Here is a 20,716-nt window from a genome sequence, read left to right as displayed (position 1 = left end):
CGACGCGGGCGGATGTCGATTCTAGTTGCCGATCGCTTGCTGGATGGCGGCATTGCCGCGTTCGACCGCCTTGTCGAGGGCGGCTTTGGCATCCTGCTTGCCGGCGAGCATCGCTTCGAACTCCTCGTTCATGATGTCGCGCACCTGCGGCAGGTTGACGAGGCGGACGCCCTTGGAGTTTTCCGTCGGCGGCTTGCCCATCATCTGCAGAAGCGGCGTCTCGCGGGCCGGGTTCTTCTCGTAGAAGCCGGACTTTTTGGTTTCCTCATAGGCCGCCATGGTCACCGGCATGTAGCCGGAGACCTGGTGCAGGCGGGCCTGGACCTTGGTCTGCGAGAGGAAGTTGAAGAAAGTGGCGACGCCTTTGTATTCGGCATCGCTCTTGCCGGCGAAGACCCATAGGCTGGCGCCGCCCGGGATGGTGTTCTGCGGCCGGCCGGGGCCGTCCTCATAGGGCAATTGCCCGATGCCGTATTTCATCCCGGACTTGACGATGTCGCCAAGACCGCCGGAGGATTCCGTCAGGATGGCGCATTCGCCGGAGGTGAAGAGCTGCTTGGCCTCCGAGGTGCGGCCGCCGTAGCGGAAGGTACCGTCCTTAGCGAGGTCGGCGATATCCTGAAAATGCTTGACGAAGGGTTCTGCGTTGAAGGCGAGCTTGACGTCGGTGCCGCCCAGGCCGTTCTCGTTGCTTGCGTAGGAGATATTGTTCCAGGCGGCGAAGTTTTCGGTCTGGATCCATGTCAGCCAGGTCGACGTGAAGCCGCAGGGTGCGGCACCGCTGGTCTTGATCTTGCGGGCGGCATCAAAGACCTCCGCCCAGGTTTTCGGCGGGGTGTCGGCATTCAGCCCGGCTTTTTCGAAGATGTTCTTGTTGTAGTAGAGGATCGGCGACGAGGAATTATAGGGGAAGGACAGCATGGTGCCGTCCGGTTTCGAATAATAGGCGACGATGCCCGGCAAATACTGCGACTTGTCGAACTTGAAGCCGCCCTTTTCAAGCACGTCCGCCACTGGCACGATGGCGCCTTGGGCGCCCATCATCACGCCACTGCCGGCGTCGAAAACCTGCATGATCGCCGGCGGCTGCTTGGCGCGGAAGGCTGCGATGCCGGCGTTCAGCGTTTCCGGATAGGTGCCCTTGAAGACCGGAACGACCTTGTAGTCCGACTGGCTCTCGTTGAACTCCTTGGCGAGCTGGTCGACCACCTCGTTGTTGGCGCCGGTCATCGCGTGCCACCAGGCGATTTCGGTGGCGGCCACGGCGCTCGATGCCATCAGAAGCAATGTCGTTGCGGCAATTGCCGATGTAAGAATAGACCTCATGGATGTTTCCTCCCTTTCCCATGAACACGGTGCCGCCTCGATATCGCGGCGGTTGACGGGACCCTCCCAGATCCCGTCCATTGTCATCTGCCCCATCATACGGGGCAGGGCATTTTTCTCAGACGCCGGCGATACGCCGAAGGTCGTCGATTGCCCCGGGACCGGTGGCAAGCACCGGCGCGCCCCGGGTCAGGCCTTCGCCTTCGACCGGGAAGGGCAGGAACCAGCCGCCCGCTTCCCGCACAAGGCAGTAACCGCCCAGGCAATCCCAGGCATGCATGTAGGGCTCGTAATATCCCACGAGGCGGCCGGCCGCGACATAAGCGAGCATCAGCGCTCCCGAGCCGAGGCGGACGAAATTGCCCCCCGTCTTCAGCAGGTCCTCGACGGTCCTGCCGACCGAAGCGGGCGTGACGTGGTGATTGGCGCCAATGCCGGTGACGGCGTTGCGGATGGTCTTTACCCCGTCGAGCGTCAGCGCCTTGCCGTTCAGCGTCGCGCCTCGGCCGAGTGCACCCGAATAGAGTTCGTCATGGCAGGGCACTTGAATGACTCCGATGACCGGCTGGCCGCCATGTAGCACTGCGATCGAGACGCACCAGTTGGGCATGCCGTGGACAAACGGGCTGGTGCCGTCGATCGGATCCACCACCCATGTGTAGCCGGAGCTTCCTTCGACGAGGCCATATTCCTCACCGAGAAAGCCGTCGGCGCCGAAGGCTTCGGTCACCCCGTCGCGGATGAGCGTCTCGACGTTGCGGTCGGCGATCGAGACGACATCCTGCGGGTCGCTTTTGGTCTCGATCACAAGATCATCTCGGTTGCGGAAATAACCTAGGGCGAGCTTTCCGGCCTGCACCGCCAGCTCTTCGGCAAGCGCATGGCGAGCCCTAATCTCTCGCTCGTCACTATTCATCAATCATCGTCCTTGTCTCTCATGTCCTGCGCTGTCTGCCGCTCAGTCAGCGATGATGGCGATGCCGCGGTTCTTGAAGCCGATAGCGACCGGCGTGCCTGTTGCCAGCGGGCGGTCCACCGACGGGTCCACGATGTAAAGGGTCCCGCCACTCGTTTCAGCCTCGTATTCAATGTGATCGCCAAGATAGGCCGCATGGCTGATCCGCCCAGGAAACGCGGCGCTCTCCGCCGGCTCTAAGATGATTGCGTTAGGGCGGACGGCGAGCTTGCCGAGGCCGGGCTTGGCACCACGTGACGGGACCAGATGACTGAGGCCCTCGACCGTTACCGTCGCATTGGCGCCGCTGATATCTATGACCTCACAGGCGACGACATTCGCCTCGCCGATGAAGTCGGCGATGAAAGGAGACGCGGGGGCTTCGTAGAGTTCCCGCGGGCTTCCCTGCTGAGCGATCTCGCCGTCCTTCATGACGATGATCTTGTCGGAGACGGCAAGCGCCTCGTCCTGATCGTGGGTGACATAAACGGCGGTGAACTGCAGCCTTTGCTGCAATTCGCGGATTTCGGTGCGCACCCGCCGGCGAAGACGGGCGTCGAGGTTGGAGAGCGGCTCATCGAGCAGCAGCACCTGCGGCTCGAGCACCAGCGCGCGTGCGACGGCGACGCGCTGCTGCTGGCCGCCTGAGAGTTCCGCCGGTAGGCGGTGACCCATGCTGGCAAGGCCGACGAGTTCCAGTCCATGCTCGGCCTTTTCCCGTGCCTCCTTTTTGGCCAATCCGGAGGATTCCAGCCCGTAGGCGACATTGGCGAGCGAGTTCATATGCGGAAACAGTGCGTAAGACTGGAACACCATGGAGACGTCGCGCTCGTTTGCGGGCAGCATGGTGACGTCCTTTCCGCCGATCAGGATGCGCCCGGAGGTCGGATGTTCAAGGCCGGCCAGCATGCGCAGCGTCGTCGTCTTGCCGCAGCCGGACGGGCCGAGCAGCGTCACCAGCGTGCCGGGCTCGACGGTGAGCGACAGGTCGGCGATGGCGGTGAAGGCGCCGAATGTCTTGCGCACGTTCTGGAAGGTGACCGAACCTGGGCTGCGGGTCATGCGGTTTTCTCCTCGGTAAGCACGGGAAGGGTCTGTTTCGCCAAGCCGGAGATGCGGTTTTCCCGGCGCAGCCGGCGCTCGCCGACCAGAAACTGGAAACCGGTGATGACGGCGATCATCACGAAGATCAACATCGATGAATAGGCAATCGCCACGCCATATTCGCCGTTCTCGACCAAGCCCACGATATAGGATGTCGCCATGTTGTACTGGGCGCTGACGAGGAAGACGACGGCGCTGATCGAAGTGATCGCGCGCACGAAGGAGTAGACGAGCGCTGCGGTGATCGCCGGCCGCAGGAGCGGCAGGATGACCCTGCGGATGGTGCGGAAACTGTTGGCCCGCAGCGTCATCGAGGCCTCGTCAAGGCTCTTGTCGAGCTGGCTCATTGCGGCAATGCCGCCACGCACGCCCACCGGCATGTTGCGGAACACGAAGCAGGCGACGAGGATCAGTGCCGTGCCGGTCATTTCCAGCGGCGGCAGGTTGAAGGCTATGATGTAGCTGATGCCGATGACGGTGCCGGGAATGGCAAAGCTCATCATCAGCGCGAATTCGAAGAGGTTCCGGCCGGCGAATTTCTGGCGCACGATGACATACGCGGTGGCGAGCCCAACGGCAGCCGTCAGCGGTGCCGAGATCAGCGCGATCTCCATGGTCGTCCAGAAGGAGTTCCAGGCGACACCGGTCCAGACCAGCGAGCCGTCGCGGATCGTCACGGAGAAGGCCTTGGCGTAATGGGCGAGCGTCAGCGTGTTGTCGAGGCCCCAGGTTTTGACGAAGCCGCCGAAGATGATCATGCCGTAGACCACGAGCGTGAAGATCATCCACGGTATGACGACGGCATGGACGCCGATCGACAACGGGCGGGGCAGGGCGATGTGCGCGCCGCTATCTCCCTTGCCGGTGACGGTAGCGAAATTCTTGCCCGCCAGCCAGATGCGCTGGGCAAGGAAGGCCGACAAGGTGAAGAAAAGCAAGATCATCGCAAGAACGGCGGCGCGCGACGGATCGTTCTGCGACCCAACGACCGCAAAGAAGATTTCCGTCGACAGCACGCCGTGGCTTCCGCCGAGCACCAGGGGATTACCGAAATCGGCCATGCTCTCGATGAAGCCGATCAGGAAGGCGTTGGCGAGACCGGGTTTCATCAATGGCAGAGATACCCGCCAGAAGGTGCGCCAGCGATCGGCGCGCAGCGTCTGCGACGCCTCCTCCATAGACGGGCTGACGCCCTCGACGACACCGATGAGGACGAGGAAGGAGATCGGCGTGAACGACAGGACCTGGGCGATCCATATGCCGGTGAGGCCGTAGAGCCAGCGGCCCGGTTCGATGTCGAAGGTGGCGGCCAGCGTCTTGGTTACCACGCCGGCACGGCCGAAGAGTAGCGTCAGCGCCAGACCGATGACAAAGGGCGGGGTGATGATCGGCAGAACGGTCAAAAGCCGTAGTCCCTTCTTGAAGGGAAAGCGGGTGCGCGTCGCGACCAGCGCGAAGGCCAGGCCGAGCAGGGTCGATGCGCCGGCGGTCAGGATCGCCAGGAAGAGCGTGCGCCAGGCAATGCCGCAACGAGCGCCCCCGATCAGGCAGTCGAGGCTCCAGATCGAGGGATCGACGAAGTTGCGGCTGAAGCCGTCGACATTCATCGAACCGTCGAAATCCTGGAAGGCGCCGATGAACATGCTGCCGATCGGATAGAAAACGAAGACGGCGACCAGGAAGACCAGGATGGAGATCGTCGAGACGACAAAGGCGTCGCCGCGCATGATGCCGCGTTCGGCAAGACCGAAGGAGAAAAGGAGCACGAAGGTGATGGAGGAGAGGACTGCGCCGGCACCCATCGGCGGCTGCCCGTCCCGAAGCGGGCCGAAAACGGTGTCCGCCATCGTCCAGTTCCAGCCGGATATGCCGATGGCCAGTCCCTGCAACACAAGGAACAGGACGCCGAGGCCGCCGGCCCATGCGAGAAGCCTGCCGCGGGTCATGGGATCGGCAACGAAGCGGGCGCTCAAGGCAAGCGCAAGGGCGACGAGCACTCCGATCAGCCACACCCTTCCGTGCAAAAAGATCTGCAGGATGCCAGGCGCGACGGACGCCTCGCTTGGAAAGTCGCCAAGCCAGGCGAACGACAGGAACCCCTTGTCGATCCGATACCAGGGAACGACGACGAGAACCGCAAGGCCGATGGCCAGGGCGGTATCCAGTCTGCGGTTGCGATTATCCATGGCCGGAAGCTCTCGCATCATCCAGCGACCTCATCAGTCGAGACAAGTGATGTCGGCCGCGCCGAACGAGATGCAGTGCAAACGCGGGGCGCGGCGGCGACGTTCGAGATCAGTTGGCGTTCGCGCCGATTTCCCTGTCCCAGCGCTCGAGCAATTTCTTGCGCTCGGTCGGATCGCCATAGGTCTTGAAGTCGTAATCGATCAGTTTGATATCCTCGAACTTCGGCGATTCCTTCGGCACTTCTGCTTTGGAATTGGACGGCAGCTGGAAGGATTTCGCGTCCTTCATGTGCGACTGCACGTCGGCCTTCAGCGCCCAGTCATACCATCTCTTCGCATTGTCCAGATTGCGGGCACCCTTGACGATCGACATGGAGCCGATCTCGTAGCCGGTGCCTTCGCATGGCGCGACGGACTTTACCGGAAACCCTTCCGCCGTCTGCGCCACGGCGTCATGCATGAAGACGATGCCGAGCGCGGTTTCGCCACGCGCTGCCGCCTTGACCGGCGCCGAACCCGACTTTGTATATTGCGACACATTGGCGTTGAGGTTTTTCAGATATTCGAATGCCTTGTCCTCGCCCATGATCTGCACGAGGGTGGCGAGCGCCGTATAGGCGGTGCCGGATGAATTCGGATTGGCCATCTGAATTTCGCCCTTGAAGGACGCATCCAGAAGGTCGGCCCAGCACTTAGGCTCCTTATAGTTCTTTTGACTGAATATCTCGGTGTTGTAGCCCCAGCCGAGCGCGCCGGCATAGACGCCCACGGTCCGGTAGCCCGAGCTTTCGGCCTGCTTCTTCGCCCAGTCCTGCAATCCGGCGAGCAACGGCGACTTGTATTCCTGCGTCAGTCCCTCGGATGCCGCCTGCAGATGCGGATCACCGGTGCCGGCCCACCAGATATCGGTCTTCGGGTTGCGCGCTTCGGCGCGAATTTTCGCGTAGGTCTCGCCGGACGAAAGGCGAACCATATTGACCTGAATGCCGGTATCCGTCTGGAACATCTGCTGCATCATTTCGCAGATGACCACATCTGCAGAGCAGATCAGATTAAGTTCTTCGGCGGCGCGGCTGGTTGCCGCATTCATTGTCAGGCCAGCCAAGGCGACTGACGCCATTAAAGCAAGACGCATGGTAATCCTCCCAGATTAAGCGACGCCTCCACATCGCTACGCTCTTGCAAGCGTGTGCAATGGTTCCATGCAGTTATGTGTTTTGTCAATCGTATATTCTGCTTGTCTCGATTTTCAGGGATCGAGCGAGGATCAGCTTGTCATATCCCTGTTGCACTCGATTGCAAAAATAGGCATGAAGCAATGGGGAGACAGGTCGTGAACCGCAAGATATTCGTCAGTGCGAAAGAGGTCGCACACCGTGCGGGCGTATCCCGCTCGGCCGTCTCGCGCACGTTCACGCCTGGCGCGAGCGTCTCGGAGGAGACACGGCGGCGAGTGGTGGAGGCTGCGGAAGCGCTTGGATATCACGTCAACCATCTGGCACGCGGGTTGATGCGCAACGAAAGCGGCATCGTCTGCCTGATCGTCTCGGAACTCGACACGCCCTATCGGGCCAGCCTCATCCGCGCCCTGACGCGCCAGCTGCAGAGCGCATCTAAGGTTGCGATGCTGATCAACACAGATCGTTCGGACAATAGTGTCGACCAGGCGCTGCGGCAAGCGATCAGCTACCGGGCCGACGCTTCGATCATCCTGTCTGGCATGCCGGATAAGTCGATCACTGAACTATGCGTCAAAAGCGGCCAGCGGCTGGTGCTGATCAATCGCGATGAGCAGCGCGATGGCGCGCTCAGGATCAATCTTCATGACCGCGAGGCAGCGCGGCGTGCGTTTATCGCCTTCCTGCGGGCGGGCTGTCGAAGCTTTGCTTTCGCCAATTCCGATGTCGGGACGCCGAGCCTAATGGCGCGAGAGGAAGGCTTTCGCGCTGCCGGGCGCGAGCACGGCTTCGAGATCACCATCGAGCGCTACGGGCCAACTCGTTACCAGAGCGGAGTCGTCCTGGCGCAGCGGCTGCTGACCCGCGAAGCCCGTCCGGACGCGATTTTCTGCGCCAACGATCTGCTGGCCTGCGGATTGATGGATACCGCAAGGCACCAGTTCAGGCTCACGGTGCCCGACGATCTGTGCATCATCGGTTTCGACGACATCGAGCAGTCGTCCTGGTCCTCCTACAATCTCACCACATTCTCGCAGCCCGTCGACCGGATCGCGGAGGAGGCTGTTTCCTGGCTTGCCCAGCCCATCCTCAGTGACGAGAATTCGTGCAAGCTAGAGGCACAGCTCGTGTGGCGCGGCTCGGTCCGAGGCGGGTAAGGCTCACATCCGTGCGGCGAGTTCTTTCTACCTCCTGTGCGGGCGCCGCATCGGCCCGCACGATCACGCGCTTTCGCGGATCACCAGCCTTCCTTGAAATAACCGATCAAAATCCCGCTCTTCTTCATTGCTGAGAACTTTCACGAGATACTCAGTCATTTCCGTCAGCGGTTGGCGGTATGTGGTTAGGCGATAATTGGCACCTTCTGCCTGCGGTACGTCGTCGAAGCCTGTGATCGCTATGTCTTGGGGAATGCGCAAGCCGAGTTTGTGGCGGATGAAATCGGTGGCGCCGATAGCGAGCGCGTCGTTCTCACAGACGAGAATATCCGGGAGCGTCGTCTTGTTTCGGTTGACCAGTGCAGTTTCGACCACGCCCGCAGCGAGATCCGGATCGTAGGCGGCTACTGAAATGGTTTCCGGCTCGCTTCCAAAGTGCTGACGCCAATAGTCGACAAACGTTTCCTTGCGCAGCAGATGCGCAGATGAAGTGCGCGGTCCCGCGAGGAACAAAGGGCGACGATAACCGCGTTCATGAACGTAATTGGCAATTTCCCGCATGGCATGCACGTCATCGACGGCGATCGATATCGTGTTCGGATTGCGCGAGGTACGGGCAAATATGATTAGTTTACGAAAGCGGCGGGCATGCAGCGCCGTATCAAGAACCTCGTCATCGAACTGGATGCCGATCAGGATTACGGCATCGACGCGCCGCTGACTGGCATTCAGTAGTGCATGTCCAGCATCGTTTCGGTCGAGCGTGTTGACCAGAAGGATATCCCAGCCCTCGCGCCGAAGAATGCGGGTCAACCGTTCCATCATCACCAGCTTGTGGGGATTGGCGAAGTCGTCAATCAGGAGAGCGACCAGATTGGAGCGATCAGACGCGAGGCTGGCTGCTCTCAGGTCCGGCACATAACCCAGACGTTCGGCGACGATGCGTACTTTTTCGAGGCTTTTTGGAGAAATGGATGCATCCTTACGGAACGCCCGGTTAACCGTCCAACGCGAGACGCCGGCTTCGGCCGCCACATCGTCGGCGGTTATATTGCTGGCAAAGGCGGGTTTCCTGTCGTCTGGCATATCCATCTCCCGAATCCTTCTGGGTCGGTTCTCTTCATACATAACCTCTTATTCGATCTCTCAACAATTAATTCTGCTCCCGTGAGCAAATGCCTATTGCTCCCGTGAGCAAAACTTGCAATGCTCAATTCCAGGGCGGTCGGGAGCTGCCTTTTAGGAGGATGAGAGTGCTAAAAATCGGATTGCTCGGCGCGGGACGTATCGGTCGCGTGCATGCTGTCAATATTGCCGGTAACGCCCGCAGCCAACTGGTTGCCGTGTCGGATGTCAACGGAGATGCGGCGCATTCGCTGGCTGATGTGTATGGCGCAAAGGTCGCCAGTTCCGAGGCGATCCTGTCGGATGCCTCAATAGACGCGGTGTTGGTCGCCACGTCGACGGATACTCATTCGGACCTGATCGAGAAGGCGACGGCGGCCGGCAAAGCCGTGCTCTGCGAAAAGCCTGTTGATCTATCGCTTGACCGTGCGCAACGCTGCCTTGATGCGGTGAGCAAGACCGGCGTGCCGGTGATGATCGGCTTCAACCGCCGTTTTGATCCGAATTTCTCTGCGATCAAGGCGTCGATCGCTGCTGGCGAGATCGGCAAGCCGGAACTTCTGTCGATTACGTCTTTTGATCCGGCGCCACCGCCGGTGGCCTATGTAAAAGTGTCGGGCGGATTGTTCCGTGACATGATGATCCACGATTTCGACATGGCGAACTTTCTGCTTGGCGACGTGCCGAAAACGGTGCACGCCGCCGGTACCTCGATCGTCGATCCCGAGATCGGCAAGGTCGGTGATGTCGATACTGCGGTGGTGACGCTAATTTATGCCGATGGACGTATCGCCGTGATCAAGAACAGCCGACGCGCTGTCTATGGTTATGATCAACGGGTCGAGATCCTTGGCTCGGAAGGGCTGCTGTCTGCCGGCAACGTGCTGGAAAACACGGTCTCGAAGGCAACGAAGCAAGGCGTTTCTAGCGCCAAGCCGGAGTTTTTTTTCCTCGAACGCTACATGCGCGCCTATGCGGCGGAATGGGATGCATTTGTCGCCGCCATTCTCGATGGCGCTTCCATTCCGGTGTCACTCAAGGACGGTGTTGCCGCACTTGCGCTTGCCGAAGCTGCGACCGCGTCGGCGAAATCCGGCCAGCCGGTTTCGTTGACCTGATTGTCAAGCTGCCGGCCGATGTCGGCGCAACAAGGATTGCCGCGGAGCAGGGGAGTGTGCCGCGGGCTTTCGGTGCCGGTCCCGCCTGACCGGATGACGGACGCCTGGGAGTGGCGTTCCGGTGTTCAACTGGGAGGAAGTCATGAGGAAATTGCTTGCAGCAGCAGCAACGATTGCGATCGTCGCTGCCGCGAGCCCATCGCTCGCAACCGATATCATCGTCGTCGCACACGGTCAGGCCAACGACCCGTTCTGGTCTGTAGTCAAGAATGGCGCCGAAAAGGCCGCCAAGGATACCGGCGTCAATGTCGAGTTCCGCTCGCCGGAAACCTTTGACATGGTGGCCATGGGCCAGCTGATCGACGCTGCCGTCAACCAGGATCCGGATGGTCTCGTCGTATCGATCCCGGATGGCGATGCGCTCGGCCCGGCGATCAAACGTGCCGTCGATGCCGGCATTCCCGTCATCTCGATGAATTCCGGCTCGGATGTCGCCCACAAGCTCGGTGCCAAACTGCATGTCGGCCAGTCGGAATTCGATGCCGGCAAGGTCGCAGGAGCCAAGCTCGCTGAAATGGGTGGCAAGAAAGCCATTTGCGTTAACCAGGAGGTCGGTAACGTCTCGCTCGACCAGCGCTGCGCCGGTTTCGCCGAAGGGTTCGGTAAAGAAGTGAAGGTGCTGCCGACCACCAATGATCCGACCGAGGTCGAATCCAAGGTGCGCGCGGCGCTGGAATCCGACAAGGACCTCGACGTTATTCTGTCTCTCAATGCCTCTCTGGTCGGCGAGCCTGCCGTCAAGGCGGCCCAGGCACTTGGCCGTGACAAGGTGCTGATCTCTACTTTCGATATGTCCGCCGGGTTCCTCAAGGATATCGCAGACGGCAAGGCGGCGTTTTCGATCGACCAGCAGCAGTACTTGCAAGGCTATCTGCCGGTCTCTTTCTTGGCGCTCCACGCGCAATACGGGCTGATGCCGGGTGGCGACGTCGCCTCCGGTCCGAACCTCGTGACCAAGGAAACCGCCGCGCAGGTCATCGACCTTTCCTCCAAGGGTATCCGCTAAGCACATCCTCCTCCGGGCCGCCGCAGCTTTCGCCGCGGCCCGGTCACCGATCCCAGGAGACATTCACATGTCGATAGACACGCTGGCGCGTGCGGACGAGCGCATCAAGTCCGAGCCTTTTCTCACAAAACTTATGAAACGGCCGGAGCTCGGCGCAATCGGGGGCGTCGTCCTCGTCACAATCTTCTTCATGATTACCGCCGACAGGACGATGTTCACGCTGTCGGGCGTGATGAACTTCATGACGCCGGCCGCACAGCTCGGCATTCTCGGGATCGCCGCGGCGCTTCTGATGATCGGCGGTGAGTTCGATCTGTCGATCGGCTCCATGGTGGCCTTTGCCGGCATGGTTTTTGGCGTCTTCGTCGTCAACGTCGGTATGCCGCTCGTTATCGCCATTCCGTTGACGCTCGCTCTCGCCGCCGTGCTCGGTGCCACCAACGGCATGATCGTGCTGCGCACCGGCCTCCCGTCCTTCATCGTCACGCTGGCAGGTCTGTTTGTGCTGCGTGGTGCAGCCCTCGTCGGGTTGAAATTGTTCACCGGCGGCTCGACCCAGCTGCGCGGCATTCGCGAAGCGGTCGAAGGCGATTTTCTGGCGCCGATCTTTTCCGGCGATGCATTTGGTTTCGTCATGCGTTGGCTGGCGGAGGCGGGCATCGTCGACAGCTTCAAGTCGGGTGTGCCGAAAGTGCCTGGAATTCCGGTGGAAATCATCTGGTTCGTCGCGTTTGCCGCGATCGCCACCTACATCCTGCTGCGCACGCCAATCGGCAACTGGATCTTTGCGACCGGTGGCGACGCGCTTGCGGCGAAGAATTCCGGCGTGCCTGTCCGTCGTGTGAAAATCTCGCTGTTCATGCTGACCGCCATGGCCGCCGCCCTGGTCGCGATCATCACCGTCATCGATGCCGGCTCGACCGATGCACGCCGTGGCTTCATGAAGGAGTTCGAAGCGATCATTGCAGCCGTCATCGGCGGGTGTTTGCTGACCGGTGGTTACGGTTCCGCCATTGGTGCCTTCTTCGGTGCCATCATATTCGGCATGGTCACGATCGGCCTCACCTACACCAAATTCGACCAGGACTGGTTCCAGGTTTTCCTCGGCGCAATGCTTCTGCTTGCCGTCATCTTCAACAACGTCATCCGTCGACGTGTGACCGGGGAGCGTTAAGAGATGTCCGCACCGATCATCCATATGGAAAACATCAAGAAGCACTATGGCAATGTCATTGCGCTCAACGGTGTAACCTTCGACGTGCGTGCCGGCGAGTGCCACTGCCTTCTGGGCGATAACGGCGCCGGCAAATCCACCTTCATCAAGACAATGTCGGGCGTGCACAAGCCGACGGAGGGAACTATCACCTTCGAAGGAAAACCGCTTTCCTTCGGCAGCCCGCGCGATGCGATGGAAGCAGGTATCGCCACCGTGTTTCAGGATCTCGCTATGATCCCGCTGATGTCGGTGACGCGCAATTTCTTCATGGGGCGCGAACCGACCAAGGGCAGGGGAATCTTCAAGCGGTTCGATATCGATACCGCCAACGAAATCACCATGGCGGAGATGCGCAAGATGGGCATCAACCTGCGTGGTCCAGACCAGGCTGTCGGCACGCTTTCGGGCGGCGAACGGCAGACAGTCGCAATCGCCCGCGCCGTCTATTTCGGCGCGAAGGTGCTGATATTGGACGAGCCGACGTCGGCGCTCGGTGTGCGCCAGACAGCCAACGTGCTGGCCACGATCAATCGCGTACGCTCGCAGGGGATTGGCGTCGTCTTCATCTCCCACAATGTCCGTCATGCCATGGCGGTCGGCGACCGGTTCACTGTTTTGAACCGTGGACAGACACTCGGGACCGCGACGCGGGGCGAGATCAACCCCGCCCAGCTTCAGGACATGATGGCAGGCGGACAGGAAATGGCCGAGCTTGAAGGCTCACTCGGCGGAACGATCTGAGGCATTTTTGATGGTACAGACTGCAACTCTACCGGATCGTCCACTTGGCATCGCATTGATCGGCACGGGCTTCATGGGCAAGTGCCACGCCATGGCCTGGCGCAATGTCGCCGCCGTCTTCGGTGGTGCCCATCACCGGCTGGAAATCCTCTCAGATGCCACACCGGAGAGCGCGCAAAAATTCGCCGGCCAGTTCGGTTTTGCCCGCGCCACTGCTTACTGGGAGGAGGCTGTCACCGATCCGAAGGTGGACGTGGTGTCGATCACGGCGCCGAACGGTATGCACCGGCCGATGGCCGAGGCAGCGCTGAAAGCCGGAAAGCATGTGTGGCTGGAAAAGCCGATGGCGCTGACGCTTACCGATGCACAGGCGATGGCGTCCACCGCCGCCGCCCATCCCGCACAGGCGACCATGCTGGGCTACAACTATCTCAGAAGTCCGGCCTTCCAATCGGCTCGCAACATGATCCGTGACGGTGCGATCGGCCAGCCGCTCGCTTTCCGCGGTGTCTATGACGAGGATTATTCCGCCGATCCGCTCCTCCCGTGGTCGTGGCGGATGACTCACGAAGGTGGCGGGCTGGGCGCGCTCGGCGATCTCGGCTGCCACCTCGTGAGCCATATGCTGGCGTTGATGGGGCCGGTGACCGAACTGGTCGCCCAGACCCAGGTCGCCATTCGCACGCGTCTGTCGCCGGACGGGCCGAAGCCGGTCGAAAACGAGGACAGCGCGCTCGCAATGCTGCGTTTCGGCTCCGGCGCGCAGGGGTCGTTTGCTACCTCGCGCGTGGCCCGTGGCCGCAAATGCCGGCTGCAATGGGAAGTGCATGGCAGCAAGGGCACACTCGTGTTCGATCAGGAAAACATGAACGAGCTTTGGGCGCATCGCGCCGGAGAAGCCGGTTTCACGCGCCACCTGACCGGGCCGGACCAGGCGGATTTTGCCGCCTTCTGCCCGGCGCCGGGACACAATTTTGGTTTCAACGAACAGAAGGTCATCGAGGCGCGCGATCTGCTCGCCGCCATTGCCGGCGGGGCGAATGTGGGACCGGATTTCGCGCATGGGCTGGAGATCGAAAAGATCATTCACGCCATGGCCGCCTCCAACGGCAGTGTTGTCCGTATCGAAAGGTAGAAGACGTGACGAAGAAACTCGATGTCATCACCATCGGACGCGCCGGTGTCGATCTTTACGGCGCGCAGATCGGCGGTCGGCTGGAAGACATGGGCTCGTTCGAGAAATATATCGGCGGCTCGCCCACCAACATTGCCTGCGGCAGCGCAAGGCTCGGCCTGAAGACGGCACTGATCAGCCGTGTCGGCAATGAACATATGGGCCGCTTCATCCTCGAGCAGTTGAAGCGCGAGGGTGTCTCGACCGAGGGCGTGAAGACCGATCTCGATCGGCTGACGGCGCTGGTCATTCTCGGTATTCGCGACGACAGCCAGTTTCCGCTGATCTTTTACCGCGAAAACTGTGCCGATATGGCGCTGTGCGAAGACGATATCGACGAGGATTTTATCGCTTCCGCCCGCGCCATCGTTGTCACCGGCACGCATCTGAGCAATACCCGCACGGAAGCCGCCGTCCTCAAGGCGCTGACACTTGCACGCAAACACGGCCTGCGCACCGCGCTTGATATCGACTACCGCCCCAATCTCTGGGGTGTCGCCGGCCATGGCGACGGCGAAAGCCGGTTCGTGGAAAGCGCCAAGGTGACGGAAAAGCTGCTTTCGAGCCTGCATTTCTTCGATCTGATCGTCGGCACGGAGGAGGAGTTCCACATCGCCGGCGGCTCGACCGACACCATCGCGGCACTCAGGGTTGTGCGTGCGGCGAGCGCCGCCACCCTGGTCTGCAAGCGCGGGCCGCTCGGTGCCGTCGCATTCGAGAGTGCCGTTCCGGCAAGCCTCGACGACGGGCAGAGCGGCGAAGGCTTCCCGATCGAGGTGTTCAACGTACTCGGCGCGGGTGATGGTTTTTTTTCCGGGCTGCTGCGCGGCTGGATGACCGGCGAGGACTGGCCGACATCGCTGAAATTCGCCAATGCCTGCGGCGCCTTCGCTGTCAGCCGCCATGGCTGCACGCCGGCCTATCCGACTTTCGAGGAGCTGCAGTTCTTCCTGAAACGCGGTGTGGCGCGGCCCGACCTGCGCAATGACGCCGAACTCGAACAGCTGCACTGGTCGACCACGCGGCAACGGCGTGTCGACGGCGACTGGTCGACCATGCGGGTGTTCGCCTTCGATCATCGCGTACAGCTCGAACAGATGCCTGGCTACAACCTGCAGAAGGGGGCGGCTTTCAAGGAACTGTGCCTCAAGGCGGCGCTCAGCGTGCAGGCGGGCAATGCCGGCTACGGCATTCTCTGCGACAACCGCATCGGCCGCTCGGCGTTGCATCGCGCTTCAGGCTCGGGCCTCTGGATCGGCAGGCCAGCGGAATGGCCGGGATCACGTCCGCTGACGCTGGAGCCGGAACTCGGCAGCGATTGTGGCACGCTTTCGCAATGGGCGCGCGAGGACGTTGTCAAGGTTCTTTGCTTCTGCCATCCGGACGACGACGCGGCGACGCGCGCCGACCAAGAGGCGACGGTTAAGCGGCTGTTTGAAGCCTCCCGCCGCAACCGGCTGGAACTTCTGCTCGAAATCATCCCGTCCAAGATCGCGACGACCGACGACCACACCGTGGCGACGCTGATCCACCAGTTCTACGCCGCCGGCATCTATCCCGACTGGTGGAAGCTTGAGCCGATGACGACCGAGGCCGCCTGGGCCAATGCCATCGCGGCGATCGAGGCAAATGACCGCTACACCCGCGGCATCGTGGTGCTGGGGCTCGACGCGCCGGAGGCCGAGCTTTCGGCGAGTTTTGAAGTAGCGGCCGGTTTCCCGCTGGTGAAAGGCTTTGCCGTCGGGCGCACGATTTTTGGCAATGCGGCGCGGCGTTGGCTGGCTGGCGACATCACGGACGAAGCGGCGATCGAGGACATGGCCGGGCGCTACGAACGCCTGTGCGGGATCTGGGACGCTGCACGCAGCAAAGCAAGGGAAGAGGCGGCATGAGCACGACGGTGAGACTGACGGCGGCGCAGGCCATGGTGAAGTGGCTTTCCGCGCAGATGACGCAAGAGGGCGAACGTTTCGTCGACGGCATCTGGGCGATCTTCGGTCACGGCAATGTCGCCGGTCTCGGTGAGGCCTTGCAGAAGGCCGGCAACGGCCTTCCGACATGGCGCGGCCAAAACGAACAGACCATGGCGCATGCGGCGATCGCCTATGCCAAGGCCAACAAGCGCCGGCGCGTGCAGGCCGTCACCTCTTCGATCGGTCCGGGCGCCACCAATATGGTCACGGCTGCGGCGCTCGCCCATGTCAATCGGCTGCCGGTGCTACTGATCCCGGGCGACGTGTTCGCCAACCGCCGGCCTGACCCGGTGCTGCAGCAGGTTGAGGATTTCGACGACGGCACCGTGTCCGTCAACGACTGCTTCCGTCCGGTCAGCCGTTATTTCGACCGCATCATGCGGCCAGAACAGCTTTTGACGGCGCTGCCCCGGGCGCTCAGGGTGATGACCGATCCCGCCAATTGCGGGCCGGTTACGCTATCCTTCTGCCAGGACGTGCAGGCGGAAGCTTATGAGTGGCCGGCAGCGTTTTTCGAGCCAAAAGTCTGGCGCATTCGTCGGCCCGAGCCGGATGCCCGTGATCTGGAAGACGTGGCAAAGTTGATTAGAGCCGCGCGAAATCCCGTCATCGTTGCCGGTGGCGGAGTGATCTACAGCGGTGCGGAACAAGACCTTGCCGAATTCGCTACACGCCATGCCATTCCGGTGATCGAGACGCAGGCCGGCAAGTCGGCGCTTGCGCAGGCGCATCCGATGAATTTTGGCGCGGCCGGTGTCGATGGTTCGGCGGCGGCCAATGTGCTTGCCCGCAAGGCCGATCTGGTGATTGGTATCGGCACGCGCTTCCAGGATTTCACCACTGGTTCGTGGTCGCTCTTCGAGGCTGAGGGGCGGAAGCTCGTCTCCATCAACGTGCAGCCCTATGACGCCGACAAGCATGGCGCCGTCGGCCTCGTCGCCGATGCTAGGGTGGCGCTTTCGGGTCTTTCGCAAAAGCTCGGCGGCCATCGCGCGCCGGGGCCGGACGCAGGTGCGCGCGCTACATGGCTCGCAGCCATCGATCGTCATTGCGCGGCACCAACCGAAGAGGGTTTGCCGACGGATGCGCAGGTGATCGGCGCCGTGCAGCGGGCGACCGGTCAAAGCGCCATCGCCATGTGCGCGGCCGGCACCATGCCGGGGGCGCTGAAACTTCTCTGGCAGCCGAGCCAGGGCGGTTATCACATGGAATACGGCTTTTCCTGCATGGGCTACGAAATCGCCGGTGCTATGGGGCTGAAGCTGGCGCGGCCGGAGCGCGAGGTGATCTGCTTCGTCGGCGACGGCTCCTACATGATGGCGAATTCCGAACTGGCGACCGCCGTCATGCGCAAGGTGCCGTTCACCGTTATCCTGACCGATAACAGAGGTTATGGCTGCATCAACCGTCTGCAGCGCGGCACTGGCGGCGAGGCGTTCAACAATCTCTACGCGGACTGCAATGTCGAGCAGCAGCCGGAGATCGATTTCGTCGCTCACGCCGGTTCGATGGGCGCTTTCGCCGTGAAAGCGAAGGACATCGCCGATCTCGAGGCGCAGATCCATGCCGCACGCTCTCGCGACATCCCGACTGTCATCGTCATCGATACCGACCCGACCGAAGGTCCGGGCTTTGGCAAAGCCGGCCACTGGTGGGACGTCGCCGTGCCGGAAGTGGGTACCACTGACAAGCTGAAACAAGCCTATGCGCGCTATCTCGAAAGCGCGTCGAAACAGAACACCGTGAATTGAGGACAAGAGATGATCCGTTTCGGCACAAATCCCATCGCCTGGGCCAATGACGACGACCAGAGTCTCGGCGCCAATATCCCGACCGAGCAGATCCTTCGCGAGGCGAGCGAGATCGGCTTCGATGGCATCGAGAACGGCCATCGCTGGCCGAACGACCCGCAGGCGCTGAAGGAGCTGCTTGGGTCTTACGGTCTGGCTTTTGTGTCCGGCTGGTATTCGCTGAACCTGCTTGCCCAATCGGTCGAGGAGGAGAAAAAGGCGATCCAGCCGCATCTGGACAAGCTCAAGCACAACGGATGCACGGTCTGCATCGCCTGCGAGACCTCCAACAGCGTGCAGGGGCTGGACGTGCCGCTTTCGCAAAGCCCGGTATTGTCGGAGACGGAGATGAGAGCCTTTGGCGCTAGGGTCGAGGAGATCGCAGCATTCACGGCAAGTCAGGGTATCAAGCTTGTCTATCACCATCACATGGGCACAATCGTCGAGACCCCGGAGGAGATCGACGCCTTCATGGCCGCGACCGGTCCTGAAACTCGGCTGCTGTTTGATGCCGGCCATTGCTATTTCGGCGGTAATGGCTGCGATCCTTCGCCGGTTCTTTCGCTCCATGTCGACCGCGTGTCCCATTTCCACGCCAAGAACGTGCGTCCCGCCATCATGCGGCGGGTGCGCGAGGGAGGCTTATCCTTCATGGATGGTGTGCGCGCCGGTGTGTTTACCGTGCCCGGCGACGAGGAGGGCGGGGTCGAGTTCGAGCCGCTACTGCAGATACTCAAAGGCGCCGGCTATGACGGCTGGATCGTCGTCGAAGCGGAACAGGATCCCGACGTGCGCAATCCCTTCCAGTACCAGTCGCTCGGCCTGAAGACACTCAAAGCCGCCGCAGCAAAGACCGGTCTCGTCTAAGGAACTAACAGCAGGAGTCTTTCTATGCTCAACCTACTCCATCGCCCCTTCGGCCGACACGGCAAGGTTCACGAGATCACGCCGGCGAGCGCCGGCTGGCGTTATGTCGGCTTCTCTCTCTACCGCCTCCGCGCTGGCGAAGCGGTGGCGGGAGCGATCGGCGACAGGGAAGCGATCCTGGTGATGGTCGAGGGCAAGGCCGCGTTCGAAGGCGCGGGTCGGAACTGGGGCCTTCTCGGCGAGCGCATGAGCGTGTTCGAAAAAGCACCGCCGCATTGCCTCTATCTGCCCGATGGTAGCGATTGGAAAGCTGTTGCGGAAACCGATTGCGTCATCGCTGTCTGCTCCGCCCCCGGTAGAGGCGGTCACCACGCGCGACGCATCGGGCCGGATGGCATCACGCTGACGCAGCGCGGCGAGGGGACCAATACGCGCTACATCAACAATATTGCCATGGAGAACGAGGACTATTGCGATAGTCTTCTGGTCACAGAGGTGTTTACACCGGCCGGGCACTGGTCGAGCTATCCGAGCCATCGACACGACGAGGACGATTTCCCGCGCATCACCTATCTGGAAGAGACCTATTACCACCGCATCAATCCGGCTGACGGATTCGGCATCCAACGGGTCTATACCGACGACCTCCAACTCAACGAGACCATGGCGGTGCATGACGGCGACGTTGTCTGCGTGCCGCGTGGGCACCACCCCTGCGGCGCACCGCACGGTTTCGAGATGTATTATTTGAATGTCATGGCCGGCCCCTTGCGCAAATGGCGGTTTGTCGCCGCACCGCCGGCCGAGCATTTGATGCGCTGAAATACTTTCAATCTGGATGATGATAATGGACCAACCTTTTACGCTGGCCGCTTGCGCGGAAATGCTCTGGCGCGACAAGCCGATCGAATGGCGTTGCGCGCAGTTGAGAGAACTCGACTTCCATGTCGGCCTATGGAACTGGCCGGAGCACGATCTCGCCTTGCTGGAAAAGTCCGGCGCAACATTTTCGATCATGAACGGTTATCTGACGGGCAGGTTGGCCGACGACGAGGGGGCCGACGAATTGTTGCGCTCGGCACGGGAGACGGCACAAGTCGGCAAGCGGCTCGGCGTGGCGCGCCTCAATTTGCATGGCACGGGGCTCGGCGACGGAGGGCTTCCGGTTCGCCCCAGCGACGTGGTAACGGGGCGTATGTGGCTGAAGGCGCGCGACACGCTCGCCCGCATCGCTGATATGGCGGAAGAAGAGGGCGTCATCTTCACCCTTGAAAACCTCAACCTGCCGGTCGATCATCCCGGCACGCCATTCGGCCGTGCCGAGGACACGCTGGCGCTGGTCGAAAGCGTCAACCACGCGCGGTTGCGATTGAACCTAGATCTTTATCACCTACAGATCGGCGAAGGAAACCTGATTGAAACGTGTCGAGCCTGCCTACCCTTCATAGGTGAAGTACAGGTGGCCGATGTGCCGGGGCGCTGCGAGCCGGGCACTGGCGAGTTGAATTTCAACGGCATTGCGACGGCACTGTTCGACATGGGCTATCGCGGCCCGGTGGGTCTCGAAGCCTTTGCTAAAGGCGATCCGATCAAGGCGCTGGACAGCTTCCGCTCTGCCTTTCGAGTAAAGCTCTGATCGGATTGAACGAACTCAGCGACGTACTGAGCGCGTAAACGCCATCAGCGCGGTTTTTTTTTAGCTGAAGCTAAGCGGAATCGGCCCGCGGATGCTCGCAAAAT

The 20,716-nt window shown here is 61.4% G+C and carries 17 protein-coding genes; 11 read left to right on the top strand and 6 right to left on the bottom strand.

The genetic code is table 11. From position 1 onward, the window contains the following. Positions 1–21: 21 nt before the first annotated feature. The 5 genes from ugpB to FHP24_RS27690 all read right to left on the bottom strand — a co-directional run bounded on the left by ugpB (position 22) and on the right by FHP24_RS27690 (position 6,706). The gene (gene ugpB / locus FHP24_RS27710) at positions 22–1,326 is read right to left on the bottom strand and encodes a sn-glycerol-3-phosphate ABC transporter substrate-binding protein UgpB (RefSeq protein WP_139679479.1); all 1,305 of its coding nucleotides are present in this window, start codon (positions 1,324–1,326) and stop codon (positions 22–24) included. 118 nt (positions 1,327–1,444) lie between these two features. Continuing rightward, positions 1,445–2,242 (bottom strand): inositol monophosphatase family protein, encoded by a 798-nt coding sequence (locus FHP24_RS27705; RefSeq protein ID WP_139679478.1) that lies wholly within the window; start codon positions 2,240–2,242, stop codon positions 1,445–1,447. 42 nt (positions 2,243–2,284) lie between these two features. Further along, entirely contained in the window at positions 2,285–3,343 is a 1,059-nt protein-coding gene (locus FHP24_RS27700) for an ABC transporter ATP-binding protein (protein ID WP_139679477.1), read from the bottom strand. Then, the gene (locus tag FHP24_RS27695; protein WP_139679505.1) at positions 3,340–5,571 is read right to left on the bottom strand and encodes an ABC transporter permease; all 2,232 of its coding nucleotides are present in this window, start codon (positions 5,569–5,571) and stop codon (positions 3,340–3,342) included. The genes FHP24_RS27700 and FHP24_RS27695 overlap by 4 nt, the downstream gene beginning before the upstream one ends. Before the next feature lie 109 nt (positions 5,572–5,680). Then, positions 5,681–6,706, bottom strand: coding sequence for an ABC transporter substrate-binding protein (locus tag FHP24_RS27690; protein ID WP_139679476.1), 1,026 nt, complete (start codon positions 6,704–6,706; stop codon positions 5,681–5,683). 198 nt (positions 6,707–6,904) lie between these two features. Between FHP24_RS27690 and FHP24_RS27685 the strand changes: the two genes are divergently transcribed. Continuing rightward, on the top strand, positions 6,905–7,906 hold the full coding sequence (locus FHP24_RS27685; protein WP_139679475.1) for a LacI family DNA-binding transcriptional regulator: 1,002 nt from the start codon (positions 6,905–6,907) through the stop codon (positions 7,904–7,906). 63 nt (positions 7,907–7,969) lie between these two features. Here FHP24_RS27685 and FHP24_RS27680 read toward each other — a convergent pair whose 3' ends face one another. After that, the gene (locus FHP24_RS27680; RefSeq protein WP_139679474.1) at positions 7,970–8,992 is read right to left on the bottom strand and encodes a LacI family DNA-binding transcriptional regulator; all 1,023 of its coding nucleotides are present in this window, start codon (positions 8,990–8,992) and stop codon (positions 7,970–7,972) included. A 167-nt stretch (positions 8,993–9,159) separates the two neighbouring features. Between FHP24_RS27680 and iolG the strand changes: the two genes are divergently transcribed. The 10 genes from iolG (at position 9,160) to FHP24_RS27630 (ending at position 20,612) form a co-directional block, all read left to right on the top strand. Further along, positions 9,160–10,149, top strand: a complete 990-nt coding sequence (gene iolG / locus FHP24_RS27675; protein WP_139679473.1) for an inositol 2-dehydrogenase — start codon at positions 9,160–9,162, stop codon at positions 10,147–10,149. A 142-nt stretch (positions 10,150–10,291) separates the two neighbouring features. Continuing rightward, positions 10,292–11,215 (top strand): sugar ABC transporter substrate-binding protein, encoded by a 924-nt coding sequence (locus FHP24_RS27670; protein WP_139679472.1) that lies wholly within the window; start codon positions 10,292–10,294, stop codon positions 11,213–11,215. 67 nt (positions 11,216–11,282) lie between these two features. Further along, complete coding sequence (locus FHP24_RS27665; RefSeq protein WP_139679471.1) at positions 11,283–12,389, top strand: ABC transporter permease; 1,107 nt, start codon at positions 11,283–11,285, stop codon at positions 12,387–12,389. Between the two features lie 3 nt (positions 12,390–12,392). Then, complete coding sequence (locus FHP24_RS27660; protein WP_139679470.1) at positions 12,393–13,172, top strand: ATP-binding cassette domain-containing protein; 780 nt, start codon at positions 12,393–12,395, stop codon at positions 13,170–13,172. 10 nt (positions 13,173–13,182) lie between these two features. Then, positions 13,183–14,307 (top strand): Gfo/Idh/MocA family protein, encoded by a 1,125-nt coding sequence (locus tag FHP24_RS28940; RefSeq protein WP_139679469.1) that lies wholly within the window; start codon positions 13,183–13,185, stop codon positions 14,305–14,307. A gap of 5 nt (positions 14,308–14,312) precedes the next feature. Beyond that, on the top strand, positions 14,313–16,238 hold the full coding sequence (locus FHP24_RS27650; protein ID WP_139679468.1) for a bifunctional 5-dehydro-2-deoxygluconokinase/5-dehydro-2-deoxyphosphogluconate aldolase: 1,926 nt from the start codon (positions 14,313–14,315) through the stop codon (positions 16,236–16,238). Then, on the top strand, positions 16,235–18,070 hold the full coding sequence (gene iolD, locus FHP24_RS27645; protein ID WP_139679467.1) for a 3D-(3,5/4)-trihydroxycyclohexane-1,2-dione acylhydrolase (decyclizing): 1,836 nt from the start codon (positions 16,235–16,237) through the stop codon (positions 18,068–18,070). The genes FHP24_RS27650 and iolD overlap by 4 nt, the downstream gene beginning before the upstream one ends. A 9-nt stretch (positions 18,071–18,079) precedes the next feature. After that, positions 18,080–18,976, top strand: coding sequence for a myo-inosose-2 dehydratase (gene iolE, locus FHP24_RS27640; RefSeq protein WP_139679466.1), 897 nt, complete (start codon positions 18,080–18,082; stop codon positions 18,974–18,976). A 24-nt stretch (positions 18,977–19,000) separates the two neighbouring features. After that, complete coding sequence (gene iolB, locus FHP24_RS27635; RefSeq protein ID WP_139679465.1) at positions 19,001–19,798, top strand: 5-deoxy-glucuronate isomerase; 798 nt, start codon at positions 19,001–19,003, stop codon at positions 19,796–19,798. Between the two features lie 25 nt (positions 19,799–19,823). Continuing rightward, positions 19,824–20,612 carry a TIM barrel protein gene (locus FHP24_RS27630; protein WP_139679464.1) on the top strand — a complete coding sequence of 263 codons (789 nt, stop codon included), beginning with the start codon at positions 19,824–19,826 and terminating at the stop codon, positions 20,610–20,612. Positions 20,613–20,716: the final 104 nt, after the last annotated feature.

Source organism: Aliirhizobium smilacinae, from assembly GCF_006335145.1.
In the GTDB taxonomy this organism is placed as follows: domain Bacteria; phylum Pseudomonadota; class Alphaproteobacteria; order Rhizobiales; family Rhizobiaceae; genus Neorhizobium; species Neorhizobium smilacinae.
This window is presented reverse-complemented; position numbering and strand designations above follow the sequence as displayed.

Excerpts from the sequence above, each read along its gene's own strand:
- ugpB (WP_139679479.1), bottom strand. The coding sequence starts at position 1,326 with ATGAGGTCTATTCTTACATCGGCAATTGCCGCAACGACATTGCTTCTG.
- FHP24_RS27705 (WP_139679478.1), bottom strand. The coding sequence starts at position 2,242 with ATGAATAGTGACGAGCGAGAGATTAGGGCTCGCCATGCGCTTGCCGAA.
- FHP24_RS27700 (WP_139679477.1), bottom strand. The coding sequence starts at position 3,343 with ATGACCCGCAGCCCAGGTTCGGTCACCTTCCAGAACGTGCGCAAGACA.
- FHP24_RS27695 (WP_139679505.1), bottom strand. The coding sequence starts at position 5,571 with ATGGATAATCGCAACCGCAGACTGGATACCGCCCTGGCCATCGGCCTT.
- FHP24_RS27690 (WP_139679476.1), bottom strand. The coding sequence starts at position 6,706 with ATGCGTCTTGCTTTAATGGCGTCAGTCGCCTTGGCTGGCCTGACAATG.
- FHP24_RS27680 (WP_139679474.1), bottom strand. The coding sequence starts at position 8,992 with ATGCCAGACGACAGGAAACCCGCCTTTGCCAGCAATATAACCGCCGAC.
- FHP24_RS27670 (WP_139679472.1), top strand. The coding sequence starts at position 10,292 with ATGAGGAAATTGCTTGCAGCAGCAGCAACGATTGCGATCGTCGCTGCC.
- FHP24_RS27665 (WP_139679471.1), top strand. The coding sequence starts at position 11,283 with ATGTCGATAGACACGCTGGCGCGTGCGGACGAGCGCATCAAGTCCGAG.
- FHP24_RS27660 (WP_139679470.1), top strand. The coding sequence starts at position 12,393 with ATGTCCGCACCGATCATCCATATGGAAAACATCAAGAAGCACTATGGC.
- FHP24_RS28940 (WP_139679469.1), top strand. The coding sequence starts at position 13,183 with ATGGTACAGACTGCAACTCTACCGGATCGTCCACTTGGCATCGCATTG.
- iolD (WP_139679467.1), top strand. The coding sequence starts at position 16,235 with ATGAGCACGACGGTGAGACTGACGGCGGCGCAGGCCATGGTGAAGTGG.
- iolE (WP_139679466.1), top strand. The coding sequence starts at position 18,080 with ATGATCCGTTTCGGCACAAATCCCATCGCCTGGGCCAATGACGACGAC.
- iolB (WP_139679465.1), top strand. The coding sequence starts at position 19,001 with ATGCTCAACCTACTCCATCGCCCCTTCGGCCGACACGGCAAGGTTCAC.
- FHP24_RS27630 (WP_139679464.1), top strand. The coding sequence starts at position 19,824 with ATGGACCAACCTTTTACGCTGGCCGCTTGCGCGGAAATGCTCTGGCGC.